General features: G+C 34.9%; 9 protein-coding genes. 5 read left to right on the top strand and 4 right to left on the bottom strand.

Annotated features, from left to right (window positions below):
• Positions 1-1,253 precede the first annotated feature (1,253 nt).
• From HACICURV3402_RS02115 to hflC, 5 genes are all read left to right on the top strand, one after another.
• Positions 1,254-2,537, top strand: a complete 1,284-nt coding sequence (locus tag HACICURV3402_RS02115; RefSeq protein ID WP_157992696.1) for an N-acetylmuramoyl-L-alanine amidase — start codon at positions 1,254-1,256, stop codon at positions 2,535-2,537.
• A gap of 2,022 nt (positions 2,538-4,559) precedes the next feature.
• Positions 4,560-5,498, top strand: a complete 939-nt coding sequence (miaA, locus tag HACICURV3402_RS02110; protein WP_157992695.1) for a tRNA (adenosine(37)-N6)-dimethylallyltransferase MiaA — start codon at positions 4,560-4,562, stop codon at positions 5,496-5,498.
• A gap of 99 nt (positions 5,499-5,597) precedes the next feature.
• Positions 5,598-5,918: an RNA chaperone Hfq gene (hfq, locus tag HACICURV3402_RS02105; protein ID WP_157992694.1), complete on the top strand. Its 321-nt coding sequence runs from the start codon at positions 5,598-5,600 to the stop codon at positions 5,916-5,918.
• 979 nt (positions 5,919-6,897) lie between these two features.
• On the top strand, positions 6,898-8,154 hold the full coding sequence (gene hflK / locus HACICURV3402_RS02100; RefSeq protein ID WP_157992693.1) for an FtsH protease activity modulator HflK: 1,257 nt from the start codon (positions 6,898-6,900) through the stop codon (positions 8,152-8,154).
• 2 nt (positions 8,155-8,156) lie between these two features.
• The gene (gene hflC, locus HACICURV3402_RS02095; RefSeq protein WP_157992914.1) at positions 8,157-9,107 is read left to right on the top strand and encodes a protease modulator HflC; all 951 of its coding nucleotides are present in this window, start codon (positions 8,157-8,159) and stop codon (positions 9,105-9,107) included.
• Positions 9,108-9,169: 62 nt separating this feature from the next.
• On the opposite strand, the gene dapB is transcribed toward hflC, so the two are convergent.
• The 4 genes from dapB to rplL all read right to left on the bottom strand — a co-directional run bounded on the left by dapB (position 9,170) and on the right by rplL (position 19,138).
• The gene (gene dapB, locus HACICURV3402_RS02090) at positions 9,170-9,988 is read right to left on the bottom strand and encodes a 4-hydroxy-tetrahydrodipicolinate reductase (protein ID WP_157992692.1); all 819 of its coding nucleotides are present in this window, start codon (positions 9,986-9,988) and stop codon (positions 9,170-9,172) included.
• A gap of 100 nt (positions 9,989-10,088) precedes the next feature.
• Complete coding sequence (gene rpoC / locus HACICURV3402_RS02085; RefSeq protein WP_157992691.1) at positions 10,089-14,324, bottom strand: DNA-directed RNA polymerase subunit beta'; 4,236 nt, start codon at positions 14,322-14,324, stop codon at positions 10,089-10,091.
• Positions 14,325-14,407: 83 nt separating this feature from the next.
• Positions 14,408-18,439 (bottom strand): DNA-directed RNA polymerase subunit beta, encoded by a 4,032-nt coding sequence (rpoB, locus tag HACICURV3402_RS02080; protein ID WP_157992690.1) that lies wholly within the window; start codon positions 18,437-18,439, stop codon positions 14,408-14,410.
• Positions 18,440-18,769: 330 nt separating this feature from the next.
• Positions 18,770-19,138 carry a 50S ribosomal protein L7/L12 gene (rplL, locus tag HACICURV3402_RS02075; RefSeq protein WP_157992689.1) on the bottom strand — a complete coding sequence of 123 codons (369 nt, stop codon included), beginning with the start codon at positions 19,136-19,138 and terminating at the stop codon, positions 18,770-18,772.
• Positions 19,139-19,163: the final 25 nt, after the last annotated feature.

The following is a 19,163-nucleotide window of genomic DNA, read 5'->3' as shown; positions in this document are numbered from 1 at the left end:
TATTTTTTATAATTATTTTATAAAGCTTGTAGAATAAGTCTATTATTTAGTTAGTAGAGGTAGTAACTATTGAATATGTTATAGAGTGGATAATAGGTTTTTTTTATTTTAATATACCTTTCTTTTTTACGAAACATAAAAAATTCTATTTAAGAAATATATTATAAGAACTCAATTAGGAAATTGATTAAGAATTTTTCATAAACATTGGTAGTTATGTTAATGATTCAATTTGAATAAATAGTTTCATGATCTACTTTTTAATACGAGTTAATTTTTAGTCTATTTTAGTCATAAATCATTAATATTCATTAACGACGTTAGTCATTAGTTATATTCCAGAAATATATGTCAATTAGCAGATATTTATGGATATCACTTAAGTTCGGTAAGTAAGCTAGTGGATTTTAATCAATGTACATATTGGTGCGGCAGGTGCATTACATAACATTGAACCTATTGTATGAGTGAGAAGAACAGATGCAAAGTCATAATGCATGTCATTATCTTTTAATCGAGATATATAGTAATAAAAAAGTTAAATTTATCTTCGCTTTCTATGATAGAAGTTATGTTTAAAAAAATACAGAGATTATGGTTCATTAATGATAAATAATGGATTGATATGATATTGTATCTTTCATAGTGTTTTGAAGATTTTTATCAGTTGTACATAATAATTATTGTGTATAGATAAATTAATTTATATAGAAAGGTATATGCGTGATCTTATTATTTTGTTACTGTTATTTTATTTCTAGCACATCTTATCACTTTGTATGCTTAATAAGAATTGTTCTATAATTTATATTATTTTTATATGTTTGTATGGTTTTGGCTGAGGTTTATTATTTTTTATGTCTAATAATTTATATTAGTTTGTAATTTTTTAGAGGTTATTTAACTAGTTTTGGTAGGTGATTATTTTATAATCGGTATTTATTTTAAGAATTCTTAATAGTTGAAATTGTGAGTATAGTTATTGAGTTTAGCATATTTTATTTTTTTAATGTTTATATATATGATATTAATCTTTAATTAAGGGGTTGTTTGTTTAGAAAAAGAAATCTAGGTCTTTTATGTAATATAAGTTAGTTAAAAGAGTGTATTTAGTTAAGTTATAATGGTTTTATTTTTGTTATTTGTACGTTAGAATTTTTATTGTATTTTGTTTGTGTATAAAAGTTTTTAATTCGTTTCCATTTATTTTCTTTGATAAATCCGTAGAAGATATTGCGTCGGATTATTAGTACATGCGATGTATTATAATGCAATATTTTAAGTATTTATTGTTTGTAGTTTTGTTATTTTCTGTATTGCCTGTTGATGTTTTGGCTATATCAAATTTTCATTTGTTTAACAGTAAAAATGAGGCGAATATTACTTTAAGATTCTCTGTTAAGCCAATATACACTGTGTTCCTTCTGCATCAACCTGATCGTCTAGTTTTAGATTTGTCTCAAGGGACTTGGTTTCCTAAATTACCGTTAAGTTTTAATAAAAGTAATATTATTCACCGAATAAGTTGCAAATCAGAAAGACATAATAAAAGAATTCGATTAGTTTTAGATTTAGCTTCTTCTGTTAGTATTAGGGTGTTCATTAGGAACTCTGGCTTTTATTATAATCTTGTATTAAGTATTACCACCTGTAGACGAAATGGATGTCAATTGATATGTCGTTTTCCACTTGTCATGCATTCTAAAATATATTCACACAAGGTGCATTTGTTAAATAATTCGTTGTCATATACTCGAACAAGTAGTTCGGGTAATAGGAAGAAACGCATCAGATTAAAGAGGAATTCTTACAAGGTAATGGTAGTTATTGATGCAGGACACGGGGGTCAAGATCCTGGAGCTATTGGAAGAAGTGGTTTACAAGAAAAAAATGTTACCATTGCTATAGCTTATAAACTTCAAAAACTTTTAAATTCTGATCCAATGTTTAAAGGAGTAATGACTCGTCATGGTGATCATTTTATTTCTGTATTAGGCCGCTCAGATGTGGCGTGTAAGAAAAAGGCTCATTTACTAATATCTATTCATGCTGATTCTGTACCTGATCATAGTGTTTCTGGTGCTTCAGTATGGGTGCTATCTAATCAACGTGTTAAGGTTGAAATGGCAAACCGTCTGGAACAACATAATCATAGATCGAAAATGTCAGTAGGCACTAAAAGTTTGTTAGTTAGCAGTCAGTCAGACCCCTCTGTTACTCAGGCCTTGCTAGATCTTCAGTTTGGTCATGTTCAGAGGGTTGGATATGATGTGGCAACTCATATTATCAAACAGCTCCAATCTCTTGGTTCGTTACATAAAAATCAACCAGTATTTGCTAGTTTTGGAGTGCTACGTTCTCCTGATGTCCCTTCTCTCTTAATTGAAACTGGTTTTATTAGTAATCCAGTAGAAGAAAAATTACTGAGAAGTAGTGTATACCAGAACAAGATTACCAGGTCTATCTATCAAGGATTGCGTAATTATTTTGTATTTCACTTATCAAAAGATATGAATCCAGATGATTATCTATCTTAATTACAATCACAATTGTTAGAAGTCGGTTTAGATTAGGTTGAACGTAAAATAATATGAATTATCAATATGATTGATAATTGTTTAGAAGAATTTATTTTTTATTATTTTTTATCATTGTTTTATTAGGAATTTCATATACTTGATACATATACTATCAAATCACAGGTTTGCCTGAGGCGTTTTTTGAGATTTGCGTAGTGTAATTGTTTAGAGGAAATCCTATATAACTCGTGCAATCTTGAGTATTTTCATGCAGTCAGTAATAGGCTAATTTTTTCGTATAAAACCGTTAGTTTTTAGTTAAATTGAATTTTTTTAAAATAAAATATTTAGGATTATGTATTTATAGAAATAATTCTATTTACATTTTAATCACAATTTTTGGTTTTGTAGAAAGAATTGATAGGTGTTTTATTAATAAAGAATGATTTTTAGTACATATAGGATATGATGTGATAAAAGGAAATAGATTTATATGGTATTATTTTTTGATATTTTATTGCTTAGATAAAGATTTGTAGTAAGCAAAAAAATTATGTTTCAATACTCTATTGATACATCTCAATAACATGAAGAAATATTACTATTTGATATTAATGAGTTTAGCGTGAAAAGTTATTCAAATTGATTTTTTATTTTTTATTTTGTTCTTAGAAAACTATACATCAAGGATTACGGTTGTGTTATCTTGTTAAGAATCTATTCTCAATTGTTTTTAATGGTAGGCGAAATAATTTTATCAGAAAGTCCAGTTCTTTTATGACAGTAACAATACTATTTGTTCATAAATAAAAGTTTTTTTAAAACGCGTTTTGAGTAAGTTAATGAAAGAAATTAGTTAGCATTGTATGTAATTGTGTTTTTAGTAAAACTTTGTTTTTAGATAATTTTATGTATTGATTGGTTATATCGAATGGTAGATATTTTTTAATGATCATATAGTATTTAAGTGGTTGAGACGATATTTATGATCTATTGTTTGATGATTGAGTTTTACAGTGCATTCTTTGAGTTGAGGGCGATAAAATGTTTCTGGTTTATTAGAATAATGATAATTCTTTCTAAGTTTATGAAAATTCGAAAGAATTATTCTCTAGGTGTAGAAGTAAATTATTTGATCCTAATATTAATATCATCGTGATGATACAGTGATTACTTATTATGGTTGTATATATTTTCAATATGTAATGTTTTGAAGAAATCTGTATGTGATTTCAATATTTTTATTTTTTGATTGTTTTAATTGAATTATAATATTATTATATTAATCTTTATCATATGGATAAAAGTTCCAATAATAATTTAATTGATTAGAATAATAATAATAATAATTATTAAAATAATTTTAATCAATTTAAATTTAAAGAGTATCATTTCTATATTACTATGGGTTCTATATATTAAGATTAATTTTGTTAATGGTTGTTGTGAAGCAAGATTGGTTAATGTTGGAAAAAGAGATCTTGTTTCTTAAGTCTTAATAACAAGGTTTCAACTGGAGGACAATTAATTTTTTATTTAAGAATTCCAATAAGTTATAAAAGTTTAAAACTTGGCAGAACAGTTTAGGTTGATGCATCAAAAATAACCCATTATGATATGAATTGATAAAATAAACAATTTATTTTAAAGATAAATAGATTACTTAATGTCAAAAAACATTTCTATTATGAATACATATAAAAAATAAATTATACTAAGGTATATTTGGATATTGTTTTACTTCTATTGACAGAATATAATACAATGTTTTTGTACTTACTTTGGTTGTTGAGAATAAAACATATGCAGATTTATTCTAAAAATGTTAGAATATATTATATTGTTTTTAGGTGATTGACAGATGGTTGAATTTTACTATTGTAATTATATTGTATACTTTTGGAAAAGTATTTTCAGAAGGGCTTGTGATCTAATAATATTGCAAGTCTATCGCGAAATTAGTATAATTATTTTATAAAATAATGTGCATAAGATTGACGGTAAGATGGATTTTAACACTCTAAAAACGAGTGATGTATTATGATTTCTGCACCATTAGCAATTTTTTTAATGGGTCCTACGGCGTCTGGAAAAACTAGATTAGCATCTTTGTTATGTAAGGAATTACCTGTAGAGTTGATTAGTGTTGACTCAGCTCTGATTTATCGAGGAATGGACATTGGTACTGACAAACCATCACAAATGGATTTACAATGCGTCCCATATCATTTATTAGATATTCGTGATCCTAAAGAGGTTTATTCTGTTTTTAATTTTCGCAATGATGCGTTAAGTGTAATGTCTAGAATTACTCGACGTGGGTATATCCCCCTTCTTGTTGGGGGAACCATGTTTTATTATAAAGCTTTGTTAGAGGGGTTATCAGTTTTACCGCCTGCAAATTTAAAAACTCGCAAGTTGATCGAAGCTAAAGCCAATCAAACTGGGTGGTCATACTTACATCGTCAATTAGAAGAAATAGATCCAGCATCAGCAAAACTTATTCATATAAATGACACTCAGAGAATTTTGCGTGCATTAGAAGTTTTTTTTATTTCTGGTAAAACTCTAACTGAATTAAATAAAAATGCAGGAGAGTCGTTACAATATAATGTTTTGCAGTTTGTTATGGCATCCATGAGTCGTTTATTTCTCCAACAAAGTATTGAACATAGAGTGTATCGTATGTTGGAATTAGGTTTTGAGGATGAAGTAAGGGTACTGTATTCTCGTGGTGATTTGAATATGAACATGCCGTCTATGCGTTGTATTGGTTATCGTCAAATGTGGTCCTACTTATCTGGTGATATTCCTTACAAGAGGATGATTGAGACTACTATATATGCTACTCGCCACCTAGCAAAGCGCCAGATGACTTGGCTTCGTAGATGGAAAAATGATCTATATTGGTTGGATAGTGAGAAACCCGATATGGCGTACAATAAAATATTGCAGGTCATTCGAAGTCGGAGCGAGTAATTCTGTAAAAATAGTAAATGAATATTCATATTTTCTTAGCTCTATACAAATAGAGTTTATCAATTTAGAAATAATCAGCCTATTTAAGGAATAGCGAACATGGCTAAGGGACAATCATTGCAAGATCCGTTCTTAAATGCACTACGCCGAGAACGTGTTCCAGTTTCTATTTATTTAGTAAATGGTATTAAATTATATGGTCAAATTGAATCTTTTGATCAGTTTGTTGTTCTCTTAAAAAATACTGTTAGTCAAATGATTTATAAACATGCGATTTCTACTGTGGTTCCATCACGTCAATTTTGTCATCACAGCAATCATGGAACTGCTACAAGCACTCACTCTCATTATAACACTGGTTATCACAATAGTAATCTGACTGGAATTTCATACCTTGACAAGGATCATCTTCAGACCTAAATATTGAGCATAGATTGGATAATTAGAATGTTCTTTATTACAAGAACTTTAGAGAATATGAATTTTATTTTTATGAATAAAAATATTTTATGAATATATTTATTAGTTGTAGTCAGGGTGTATTTGATGAGAGTCTATCATCGTAGATATTATGTGTAATAAAATGTATAAGATTGATATTTTAATATTCATTTTTTATTGATGCAGGATCTTTATCTACAGATCGGTGGTAGGGCTAATATTTCATTGAATCCTTATTGTTTTATTATCATTGTTTTATTATCAAAATATATTTTGTAAGAAATAGTGCGTAGATGGCTGAGGATTTAATGGAGAAGTGTTAAATTACATGAAAAGTTAAATTATTTTGAGTTGTAACATGAAATGTATATACTGTTCATGGCTATACATTGATTTATATTTGTAGTAATCAAGAAGTATTTGAGTGGGTACAGTTTTAACTTAGTCGAGCACTTGTTATTAAATTATTTAGTTGACAGAAATTTTTAAGGAATTGAAGATAGGTTAGGTTACAAGGAGAAGGGCAATGTTTCTGCCGTGTTTCTATTAGATATTTAATTTATAGAGATAATGTAAAAAGTATTAAAGTGTTTTCTTTTATTTTTATTGAATTGAATTAGTTAGCAAGAATAGGATTATAGTTTATATTATGAGTAAGATAAAAACATTACATGATTTTCATTTGAACAAGTAATGGTTTTTTTGTTTTTATTTATTTTGACTTTTGCTTTATACAATAATTTTCTATAGTATTTGGTGATAGATTTGAGTTTTATCTTAATCTAATTAATCATATTATTTTATAAATAAATAGAGTTGGAGTGAGAGAATGATATGGTATCAGAGCTATTTCCAGTAAAGCCAGTCTAGTTAATATATATTTCTGGAATTAAATGCATTTTATATACGTGTATCCCGTTGTGGATACTAAGAGATACATAATTTATGGAGCATAAATATGGCCTGGAACCAGCCCGGATGTGATGGACAGGACCGAGACCCTTGGGGGGGTAAAAAGAACACCAATGGTAGTTCTACGAATAATGAAGGAGGTTCTGATAAACGGTCACCTAATTTTGATGACTTGTTTCACCACCTGCGTAACAAGATGAGTAAATTAGTATCAGGAAGTGAGAAGAATTTAAATCATGATTATGGTCGAAAAAAAAATTCAGGTTCTAAGAGAAAAATTGATGGTTTGATTGGAACTATAATTTTAGGTATAGCAGGGATGATATGGTCTATAAGCGGACTCTATACTATCAAGGAGGCTGAGCGAGGAGTTATCACGCGTTTTGGGAAATTTAGTCATTTAGTTACACCAGGATTAAATTGGAAGCCGACTTTTATTGATGAAGTTAAGGCGGTAAATGTTGAAGCAGTGCGTGAATTGTCAGCTTCTGGGACAATGCTGACCTCAGATGAAAATGTAGTTCGCGTAGAAATGAATGTACAATATCGGATTACTAATCCAGAGCGTTATTTATTTTCTGTCAGCGATGCGGATGATAGTTTGCGTCAGGCAACTGATAGTGCTTTGCGAGGTGTTATTGGTCGCTTAACTATGGATCGTATTTTAACTGAAGGTAGAACTGTGGTGCGAAGTCAGACTCAAAGCGAACTAGAGGACACTATTAGCAGCTATGATATGGGCATCACTCTATTAGATGTTAACTTTCAGACAGCAAGACCACCAGAAGATGTCAAAGCTGCTTTTGATGACGCTATAGCTGCTCGGGAAAATCGTGAGCAAGTTGTTCGTGAAGCGGAGGCTTATGCTAATGATAAATTACCCCGTGCTCGAGGTGATGCGCAAGGTATACTAGAACAAGCCCGTGCTTATAAAGCACGTATTACCTTAGAAGCCCAGGGAGAAGTTGATAGTTTTGCGCGCATCTTACCAGAATATAGAGCCGCTCCAAGTATTACTCGTGAACGTCTTTATATTGAAACTATGGAAAGAATTTTGCGTCATAGCCATAAAGTTCTTATTAATGATCAGGGTCGTAATTTAATGGTTCTACCGATAGATCAGTTAATAAAGAGAAAAATAGTGACATTGAATAATGGTGCTAAGATTAACAAAGGTAGTGAGATGAACCATATTGCACCCGTGGTAAGTAATCGTAGCAAGGAAAACCATCATAAAGATATCATAGAGCAGCGTCGAGAGTACGCCCAACGTAGTAACATATTAAACGAAGGGAGAGATTGATGATGCGTAAGATATTTATATTTGTATTAGTTATTTTAAGCGCTTTCTATACATCTACATTTATAGTAGAAGAAGGTCAGCGTGGGATTATGATGCGTTTTGGCAAGGTTCTTCGTAATGATCATAACCAACCTTTAGTCTATATGCCTGGTCTACATTTTAAAATTCCACTCCTTGAGTCGGTGAAGTCACTAGATGCTCGTATTCAGACTATGGATAATCAGGCGGATCGATTTGTTACTAAAGAACAAAAAGATCTCATTGTTGATTCCTATATCAAATGGTGTGTGAGTGATTTTAGTCGATACTATCTTGCAACGGGAGGCGGGGATATTGCCCAAGCTGAAGTGTTGCTTAAACGTAAGTTTAGTGACCGTCTTCGCTCTGAAATTGGTCGATTAGATGTCCAAGAGATTGTGAACGATTTTAGTGGTCGTTTAACGACTGATGTGCGCGATTCGCTGAATACTGGTAGTTCAGATCAAGACCATTTTGGAGTGATATTACCGATTAATCAAAATAGCATGGCTGAATTAGGTATTAAGGTGATTGATGTTCGCATAAAACAAATTAATTTACCTACGGAGGTCTCTGATGCTATTTATGCTCGAATGAGGGCTGAGCGTGAATCTGTTGCTAGAAGTCAACGAGCGAGAGGAGCTGAGGAGGCTGCTATAGTTAGAGCGCAAGCAGATTATGAAGTTGAACATACTTTAGCAGAGGCAAGACGTGAAGCTTTAATTACTAGAGGAGAAGGTGATGCTGAAGTAGCTAAGTTATTTTCTTCTATTTTTAGCCAAGATCCTGATTTTTATGTTTTTCTACGTAGTTTACGTGCCTACGATAATAGTTTTAGCGCTACAGAAGATATACTAATACTTAGTCCCGACAGTAATTTCTTTCGATTTATGCAGAATCCTAAACTTATGCCTAGTCAGGATAAGGTGAGATAAGGATTTTGTTAAGGTATGGACTGTGGATTATATTGGGTACTCAACTTGCAGGATATATAATATTATATATCGTGCAAGTTGAGTACATCAATCATATCAAAAAAGCCTGTTTTGTAAGTTCTTAACCATTTTGCTGCTTTTAAAGCGCCTTTAGCAAAAATTATGCGGTTTGAAGCTTTATGGCTAATCTCAATACGCTCTCCAATATTTGCAAACATTACTGTGTGGTCGCCAATAATATCCCCAGCTCGGAGACTGGATAATCCAATAGTATTTTTAGTCCGACTTCCATTGATATCCGGACCTGCGTGCAGAGAATGTGGCTCTACATTCCAGTTCATTTCGTTAGAGATTGTTGCAGCAATTTTCTGTGCAGTACCAGATGGTGAGTCAGATTTATGTCGGTGATGTGCTTCAATTATTTCAATATCATAATCAGATCCTATAACTTTTGTTGTTTTTTCTACTAATTTTAGTAGTAGATTTATTCCAATACTGAAGTTGGCTGAATATACTAAAGCTATTTCTTGTGCTGATTCTTTAATCAGCTCTTGACTTTTTTTATCTAATCCAGTGGTACCTATGACCATAGGTTTATGATATTGTAGACATAGTTCCAGGTTTTTTAGTGTTCTATCTTGGTGAGTAAAATCAATTAGAATATCAAAATCATTAATAACTAACTTGAGATCGTCTGTAATAGATACTCCTAGATTATCGTATTTGGCTAGTTCTCCAGCATCTTTCCCACAAAAAGATGAACCTTTTCGTACAATTGCAGCTCCAAGAAGTACACCTTTAGTATGTACAGTGGTTGTTATAAGTTGTCGTCCCATCCTTCCAGATGCACCAATAATAGCAACACGAACATCTTGATTCATAGCAATATTACCTAGTTCAGTATATATTTTATTAGATTTTAATATATTTGAGCCATAAAAGGGCTCAAATATATTAAGTAACTACCCATTAAAATAATTGTTATAATGTTTTAGTGCTAACTTTACTAAGATTAGCATTTAGTAATTCAGATAGGCTGGCCGAAGCTTCATCTGCTGTGAGCGCTTGTTTTTCAGCAGACCTTATGGTATCTGATGATTTTCGTCGAATACGGGATTTATGATATGCATATCCAGTGCCCGCTGGTATTAAGCGTCCTACGATAACATTTTCTTTGAGTCCTCGCAATTCATCATTTTTTCCTGCTACAGAAGCTTCAGTTAGTACTCGAGTAGTTTCCTGGAATGATGCCGCTGAGACAAAAGATTCGGTGGCTAAGGAAGCTTTGGTGATGCCGAGCAAGTTCCGGACATAGGTAGCGGCGGTTTTCCCATTAGCTTCAAGATTTCGATTGCATATGCTTATGCGTGAAAATTCAACCTGCTCACCAAGCAAAAAGTCAGAGCTACCTGTGTTTTGAATGGTTGCTTTACGTAACATTTGCCTAATGATTACTTCAATATGTTTATCATTAATCTTAACTCCTTGTAAGCGATAAACTTCTTGAACTTCATTAGTTATATAGCGAGTGACTGCATGTACACCGCGCAAGCGAAGAATGTCATGGGGTGACTCAGGACCATCTGAAACTACGTCACCACGCTCTACACGCTCACCTTCAAAGACATTTAGTTGTCTCCATTTTGGGATCATTTCTTCATAAGGTTCGCTACCGTCGATGGGTGTAATAACAAGACGTCTTTTTCCTTTAGTCTCTTTACCAAAGGAAATAATACCACTAATTTCAGCCAAGAGAGCTGGTTCTTTGGGTCGACGTGCTTCAAAAAGATCGGCTACGCGAGGCAATCCACCTGTAATATCTTTGGTACCGCCAGATTCCTGTGGTACGCGCGCTAGGGTATCACCTGCGCTTATTTTCATCCCATCTTCTAAATGAACAATAGCTTTTCCTGGAAGAAAATATTGAGCAGGCATATCAGACCCTGGAATCATTACATCCTCACCATGACTATTAATTACTTTGAGTGCTGGCCGTAGATCTTTTCCCCCTGCAGTGCGTTCAGCATTATCTAGAATTACAAGTGAAGAAAGTCCTGTCAGGTCATCTGTTTGACGAGTAATGGTTTGTCCATCAACCATATCTGTAAAATGAATAAAACCACTGACTTCGGTGATTACCGGCATGGTGTGCGGATCCCAGTTGGCTACTATTTCTCCTGCAGTGACGTTTTCTCCGGCACCCTTAATCATAGTAGCGCCATAAGGAATTTTATAGCTTTCTTTGGTTCGCCCAAAGATGTCAATTAGTTTTAGTTCTGTATTACGCGAAGTAATAACTATCTTACCTGAAGAGTTAGTGACTGATTTGGCATTTATTAGCTTGAGTTGTCCTTGATTTTGTATCTGAATGCTTGATTCTAACGCTGCACGAGATGCAGCTCCGCCAATATGGAAAGTTCGCATGGTAAGTTGAGTTCCTGGCTCACCAATGGATTGCGCTGCGATTACTCCAATAGCTTCCCCTTTATTTATGATATGTCCTCTGGCGAGATCACGTCCGTAACAGTGTGCACATACGCCAAAATCAGTTTCACAGCTCACCACTGATCTAACTGTCAGGCTGTCTACTGAATTTTCTTCTAATAAATCACATTCTTGCTCATGAAGAAGGGTATTTCTCGGTAAGAGGATGTCCATTGTACCAGGTTTTAAAACGTCTTCTGCCGTTACGCGACCTAGAACTCTCTCTCTCAGAGGTTCTTTGACATCACCTCCTTCAATAATTGGCATCATCATCACTCCAGCACGTGTTTTGCAGTCATCTTCAGTTACCACTAAATCTTGAGCTACATCCACTAGTCGGCGTGTAAGGTAGCCAGAGTTAGCAGTTTTCAGAGCAGTATCGGCCAGACCTTTTCGCGCTCCGTGCGTAGAAATAAAGTATTGAAGTACATTTAATCCTTCACGAAAATTAGCAGTAATAGGTGTTTCAATGATAGATCCATCTGGTTTGGCCATTAGTCCTCTCATTCCAGCTAACTGACGAATTTGTGCTGCAGAACCTCGCGCCCCAGAGTCGGCCATCATAAATATATTATTAAATGATACTTGTCTTTCTTCTGTACCATTTCGGTTTATCACTACTTCAGTAGAGAGGTTTTCCATCATGGCTTGAGCAACACGCTCATTAGCTGCAGCCCAAATATCAATTACTTTATTATAACGCTCCCCGGCAGTTACTAATCCAGACTGAAACTGATTTTGGATTTCTGCTACTTCTGATTCGGCTTGACTAATGATTTCAATTTTATTTTCAGGAATTACCATGTCATCTATACCTACTGATGTACCTGAGCGAGCTGCATAGGCAAAACCAGTGTACATGGTTTGGTCGGCAAAGATTACAGTAGCCTTGAGTCCTAAGATGCGGTAACAAGTATTTAACATTTTAGAAATAGCTTTTTTACCCAAGACTTGATTGATAATTGCGTAAGGGAGACCCTTTGGTACTATCATCCAAAGTATGGCGCGTCCAATAGTGGTGTCTATAATATTAGTTTTAGGCACCCATTGACCTAGTTCATTTTTTTCATTTTCAGTGATACGCACTTTTACTCGGGCGTGTAGAGAGGCAAGTCCAGCACGATATACGCGCTCAGCTTCTTTAGAGCTACCAAGAAGCATTCCTTCACCTTTGGCATTAACGCAATCACGGGTCATGTAGTATAGCCCCAAAACAACATCCTGAGAAGGTACAATAATGGGTTCTCCATTCGCAGGAGATAGAATGTTATTGGTTGACATCATTAGAACTCGTGCCTCGAGCTGAGCTTCCATTGTTAGAGGAACATGGACGGCCATTTGGTCTCCATCAAAATCTGCATTGTATGCTGCACAGACTAATGGGTGAAGCTGTATTGCTTTACCTTCTATAAGAACGGGTTCAAATGCCTGAATACCTAGACGATGGAGAGTTGGAGCACGGTTTAAAAGAACGGGATGTTCTCGGATCACTTCATCCAAGATATCCCAAACTACTAATTCTTCTCGTTCAACCATTTTTTTAGCTGCTTTAATAGTAGTGGCAAGACCACGCAGTTCTAGCTTTCCATATATAAATGGTTTAAATAATTCTAGTGCCATTTTTTTTGGAAGCCCGCATTGGTGTAGATGAAGATAGGGGCCTACAGTGATTACTGAGCGACCAGAATAGTCAACGCGTTTACCTAGTAAATTTTGACGGAAGCGTCCTTGTTTACCTTTAATCATATCAGCTAACGATTTTAGTGGGCGTTTGTTCGATCCAGTGATTGCACGACCTCTACGGCCATTATCAAGCAATGCATCAACTGCTTCTTGCAGCATGCGTTTTTCATTACGAACAATAATATCTGGTGCTGCTAAATCTAATAATCGTTTTAATCGGTTATTACGATTAATTACACGACGATATAAATCGTTTAAATCTGAAGTTGCAAAACGACCACCATCTAATGGAACTAAGGGGCGTAAATCAGGTGGTAGAACTGGAAGGACATTCAATATCATCCATTCCGGTTTGTTACCAGACTGTATGAATGACTCAAGTAATTTAATGCGCTTAGTTATTTTTTTACGTTTAGTTTCCGAGTTAGTTTCATTTAGTTCGTCACGTATTTTTTCACATTCTTGTTCTAAATCCATATTTTTTAATATGTTTTGGATTGCCTCAGCTCCTATTTTAGCGTCAAATTCATCACCGAATTCTTCTAAGGCATCAAGATACTGTTCTTCGGTTAAGAGTTGGTTTTTATCAAGACTGGTCATACCATTTTCAATAACTACATAGGACTCAAAGTACAAAACTCTTTCAATATCACGTAATGGCATGTCGAGTAGTAAGCCAATTCGGGATGGTAGAGATTTTAAGAACCAAATATGCGCGGTTGGGGAGGCTAGCTCAATATGTCCCATGCGCTCGCGACGTACTTTAGTCTGAGTGACTTCAACGCCACATTTTTCACAAATGACACCACGATGTTTAAGGCGTTTATATTTACCACATAAACATTCATAGTCTTTTACTGGTCCAAAAATACGTGCGCAAAAAAGCCCATCTCGTTCTGGTTTGAACGTTCTATAGTTAATAGTTTCCGGTTTTTTAACTTCACCGAAAGACCATAAACGTATCATTTCTGGTGATGCCAAAGCAATTTTGATTGCATCAAACTCTTCGGTTTTAGTTTGTGCTTTCAAAAATTTCATTAATTCTTTCACTCATTAGCTCCCCTCAGGTAAGACTTTGTAGGATGTCAGAGGTGATCTGAAATTCCTGTGACAGATAAAATAGATATCAGTATCTATTCATCATCTTCTAGCTCGATATTGATAGCGAGAGAACGAATCTCTTTTAAAAGTACATTGAAAGATTCTGGCATTCCCGGTTCCATCTGATGATGTCCATCAACAATATTTTTATACATTTTAGTTCGACCATTCACGTCGTCAGATTTAACAGTGAGCATTTCCTGCAAAGTATATGAAGCTCCATATGCTTCCAAGGCCCATACTTCCATCTCGCCAAAACGTTGCCCGCCAAATTGAGCTTTACCACCTAAAGGTTGCTGAGTAACTAAACTATAGGAACCGGTTGAACGAGCATGCATTTTATCATCAACAAGATGATTTAGCTTTAGCATGTACATGTATCCTACGGTAACTTGACGTTCAAATGCTTCACCAGTACGTCCATCAAACAAGGTAATTTGACCAGAAGAAGGCAAGTCGCCAAGTTTTAATAATTCTTTGATTTCACTTTCTTGTGCGCCATCAAAAACTGGAGTAGCAATAGGCATGCCATTTTTAAGATTTTCGGCTAATGATAGAACTTCATCATCACTAAAGGTTTGTAGGTCAACTTTTTGCCGAACATGAGCACCGAGATCGTAGGCGCGTTGAATAAATGCACGAAGACTAGATAACCCTTCTTTCTGTTGCAGAAGGAAGCTGATTTTTTTGCCAATGCCTTTGGCAGCCATACCTAAATGGGTTTCTAGGATTTGACCAATATTCATGCGTGATGGGACGCCTAACGGATTTAGAACTATATCAACTGGTATACCATTCTCATCGTAAGGCATGTCTTCTATCGGATTAATTTTAGAGATAACCCCTTTGTTACCATGACGACCAGCCATTTTATCACCTGGCTGAATTTGACGTTTAACTGCTAGATATACTTTAGCAATTTTTAATATTCCTGGTGCCAGATCATCACCTTGTGTGATTTTTCGTTTTTTTGTATCCAGTTTTTGCTCGAATGCACTTTTTAGTTCATTGTATTGTCCGACCAGTTGTTCTAATTGATTTTGTTTTTCTTCATTTATTAGGTCAATTTCTAGCCATCGAGATCGAGGAAGAGTTTTAAGCCTTTCTTCTTTAATGCCACTAGAGAGGAGTAGGTAATAAATACGGTTAAACAGACTAGTTTCAAGAATTTTAACTTGTTCGGATAAATCCTTTTTTGCTTCTTTGAGCTGTAGTTCTTCAATTTCTAAAGCGCGTTTATCCTTTTCTACGCCATCGCGTGTAAAAATTTGAACATCGATTACAGTTCCTGTCACTCCATTTGGAACTCGTAAAGAAGAATCTTTGACATCAGAGGCTTTCTCTCCAAAAATCGCTCGTAGGAGCTTTTCTTCTGGTGTAAGTTGAGTTTCGCCTTTTGGAGTTACCTTTCCAACAAGAATGTCTCCCCCTTTTACTTCGGCACCGATATATACAATACCTGACTCGTCTAGCTTAGAGAGAGCAGCTTCGCCAACATTAGGGATATCAGAGGTGATCTCTTCTGGACCTAGTTTTGTGTCACGTGAAATACAGGCTAGTTCTTGAATATGAATAGTAGTGAAACGATCTTCTTGAACAACGCGTTCCGATATTAATATGGAATCTTCAAAATTGTATCCATTCCAAGGCATAAAAGCGACCCGCATATTTTGACCTAATGCGAGCTCACCAAGGTCAGTTGCAGGTCCATCTGCTAGAACATCATTTTTTTGAATTTTTTCACCAAGCTGAACGCATGGTCGTTGATTGATGCAGGTGTTTTGATTTGATCGTGTGTACTTAGTTAGATTATAAATATCGATACCAGCTTCGTTCGGATACATTTCACTTTCATTTACTTTTATGACAATACGGGCTGCATCTACATATTGAACGATACCACTTCGTTTTGCAACAGAGGTTACGCCAGAGTCGACGGCTACAGCGCGCTCCATCCCAGTTCCAACCAATGGCTTATCAGCGCGTAGCGTTGGCACTGCTTGACGTTGCATATTTGCTCCCATTAATGCTCGGTTAGCATCATCATGTTCGAGAAACGGGATTAAGGATGCACCAACAGAAACGACTTGTTGGGTTGAGACATCCATATAGTCAATCTGCGCGCGATTAAATAAACTAGATTCACCTTTATTACGGCATGTGACTAGATCTTCAATAATATGACCTGATTGATTGAGATTGGTATTAGCCTGTGCAATAACATAATGACCTTCTTCAATAGCAGAGAGATAATGGATTTCATTGGTTACAATGCCGTTCTTTACTCGTCGGTATGGCGTTTCTAAAAAACCGTATTCGTTAGTTTGTGCATAAACAGATAGTGAGTTAATTAGACCTATATTTGGCCCCTCAGGGGTCTCAATGGGACAAACGCGACCGTAGTGTGTTGGATGAACATCTCTTACTTCAAAGCCTGCCCGTTCGCGTGTCAGACCACCTGGACCTAATGCAGAGATACGACGTTTATGTGTAATTTCAGAAAGTGGATTATTCTGATCCATAAATTGAGATAGTTGACTTGAACCAAAAAATTCTCTAACAGCAGCAGAGATTGGTTTAGCGTTAATCATATCTTGAGGCATGAGAGTGTCTAAATCTCCTAGGGATAGACGCTCTTTCACCGCCCGCTCTACACGTACTAAACCAACACGAAATTGGTTTTCTGCCATTTCTCCAACAGAACGAATACGACGATTTCCTAGATGATCAATATCATCTATTTCGCCAATACCATTTCGTATACTAATAAGTTTTTTCATGACTTGAATAATGTCGTCTTTACTTAATATACCAGAACCTGTAATTTCATTTCGTTGTAATGAACGATTAAATTTCATACGACCAACTGCAGAAAGGTCATAGCGTTCTTCAGAAAAGAAGAGATTTTCAAATAGATTTTCAGCCGCCTCGCGAGTCGGTGGTTCACCTGGTCTCATCATGCGATAAATCTCAACAAGAGCACTAAGGCGATCTGTTGTAGGATCAATGCGTATGACTTCGGAGATATATGGGCCATGATCTAAATCATTAGTGAATAATGTTTCGAGTTGTGTATGGTTAGACTGGATTAATCTATTTATTAGATCTAGTGATAGCTCCATATTAGCTTCGATAAAGAGCTCTCCAGTATCATGATCAATATAGTCTTTTGCGGCTACTTTCCCAGCAATATACTCCATGGGTACTGTGATGTAAGAAATGGCGTCTTTTTCTAATTGTCTAATATGTCGTGCTGTAATGCGACGACCTTTCTCAACGTAGATTGTTCCATTTGCTTCAATATCAAATGAAGCTGTTTCACCACGAAGTCGTCCTGGAACGAGTTCCATTTGTAGTCTGTTGTTTCTAATATGATATATAACTTTTTCAAAAAATAGATCCAGAATTTGTTCAGTTGTATAATTAAGTGCACGTAAAATAATTGTTGCAGGTAGCTTTCTTCGTCGATCAATACGCACGAATAAATTATCTTTTGGATCGAACTCAAAGTCTAACCATGAGCCACGATATGGGATAATTCTAGCATTATAGAGAACCTTGCCTGATGAGTGAGTTTTTCCTTTGTCACTATCAAAGAATACTCCAGGACTGCGATGTAATTGAGATACAATAACACGTTCTGTTCCGTTGATAATAAAAGTTCCATTGTCAGTCATTAGGGGAATTTCCCCCATATATACTTCTTGTTCTTTAATGTCCTTAACTGTTCCTTCTGGTGCTTCCCTCTCGTATATTACTAGACGTAGTTTTACGCGTAGAGGAGCAAAAAATGTAATGCCACGAATCTGACATTCTTTAACATCAAAGATAGGATCACCTAAGAAATAGCTGACATATTGGAGTTCTGCATGAGCGCTATAACTTTGTATCGGGAATATTGAACGGAATGCTGCATCTAGACCGTATTGCCCTTCTGGATCTCGCTCAATAAATTTTCGGAACGAATTCAGCTGAATAGAAAGAAGATAGGGAATTTCCAGTACTTCTGGACGCTTTCCAAAATCTTTACGAATACGTTTTTTCTCGGTATAGGAGTAAACCATTAGGGTTCCTCAGTTTGCTGAACAATAGAACCTCTCTGCCCATTTAAATGGGGAGGACAGTTATTCCATGCTATTTAAATAAGAATAATATGAATGGTAGGTCGATATTGGTCCTACTATTTTCTTTCTCTGATGCAATAATGGTGTTGTTCTATCTGAATTCGTAGCATCCGAGTCAGAGAAAGATCTTAAGTAAGTCACTAATTAAATAGTTTCCATCTTTTTTGATCTTGTATGAGTTAAGAACATGGTTATTATATCCTTTAGTAATTATCAGTTGAACTGATAATTTCGAATCAAAATATAGCCATTTCTTACAAATTATATTTTTTATTTTATTTCTATAGTTGCACCAGCTGTTTCTAATAGTTTTTTCAATGAAGCTGCGTCGTCTTTACTGATTCCTTCTTTTAATGTAGCCGGAGCGGACTCCACGAGATCTTTAGCTTCTTTAAGACCTAAGCCAGTAGCGCTTCGCACTGCTTTTATTACAGCTATCTTGTTGGTACCAATAGATTGCAGTATGACATCAAATTCTGTTTTTTCTTCTACCTCTTCAACATCAGAAGTAGGATTGGTCATAGCGTAAGATGTAGCTGATATACCAAATTTTTCCTCCATAGCAGAGATAAGTTCCACTATTTCCATTACAGATAATGCTGCAACCCCTTCAATGATTTGTTCTTTAGTAATTAACATTGTATTTTCCTGAGTTCAGACAGTG

It is taken from the genome of Candidatus Erwinia haradaeae, assembly GCF_900698925.1.
Taxonomy (GTDB): domain Bacteria; phylum Pseudomonadota; class Gammaproteobacteria; order Enterobacterales; family Enterobacteriaceae; genus Erwinia_E; species Erwinia_E haradaeae_I.
This window is presented reverse-complemented; position numbering and strand designations above follow the sequence as displayed.

Coding starts and splice junctions, on each gene's coding strand:
- HACICURV3402_RS02115 (WP_157992696.1), top strand. CDS start 1,254: ATGCGATGTATTATAATGCAATATTTTAAGTATTTATTGTTTGTAGTT.
- miaA (WP_157992695.1), top strand. CDS start 4,560: ATGATTTCTGCACCATTAGCAATTTTTTTAATGGGTCCTACGGCGTCT.
- hfq (WP_157992694.1), top strand. CDS start 5,598: ATGGCTAAGGGACAATCATTGCAAGATCCGTTCTTAAATGCACTACGC.
- hflK (WP_157992693.1), top strand. CDS start 6,898: ATGGCCTGGAACCAGCCCGGATGTGATGGACAGGACCGAGACCCTTGG.
- hflC (WP_157992914.1), top strand. CDS start 8,157: ATGCGTAAGATATTTATATTTGTATTAGTTATTTTAAGCGCTTTCTAT.
- dapB (WP_157992692.1), bottom strand. CDS start 9,988: ATGAATCAAGATGTTCGTGTTGCTATTATTGGTGCATCTGGAAGGATG.
- rpoB (WP_157992690.1), bottom strand. CDS start 18,439: ATGGTTTACTCCTATACCGAGAAAAAACGTATTCGTAAAGATTTTGGA.
- rplL (WP_157992689.1), bottom strand. CDS start 19,138: ATGTTAATTACTAAAGAACAAATCATTGAAGGGGTTGCAGCATTATCT.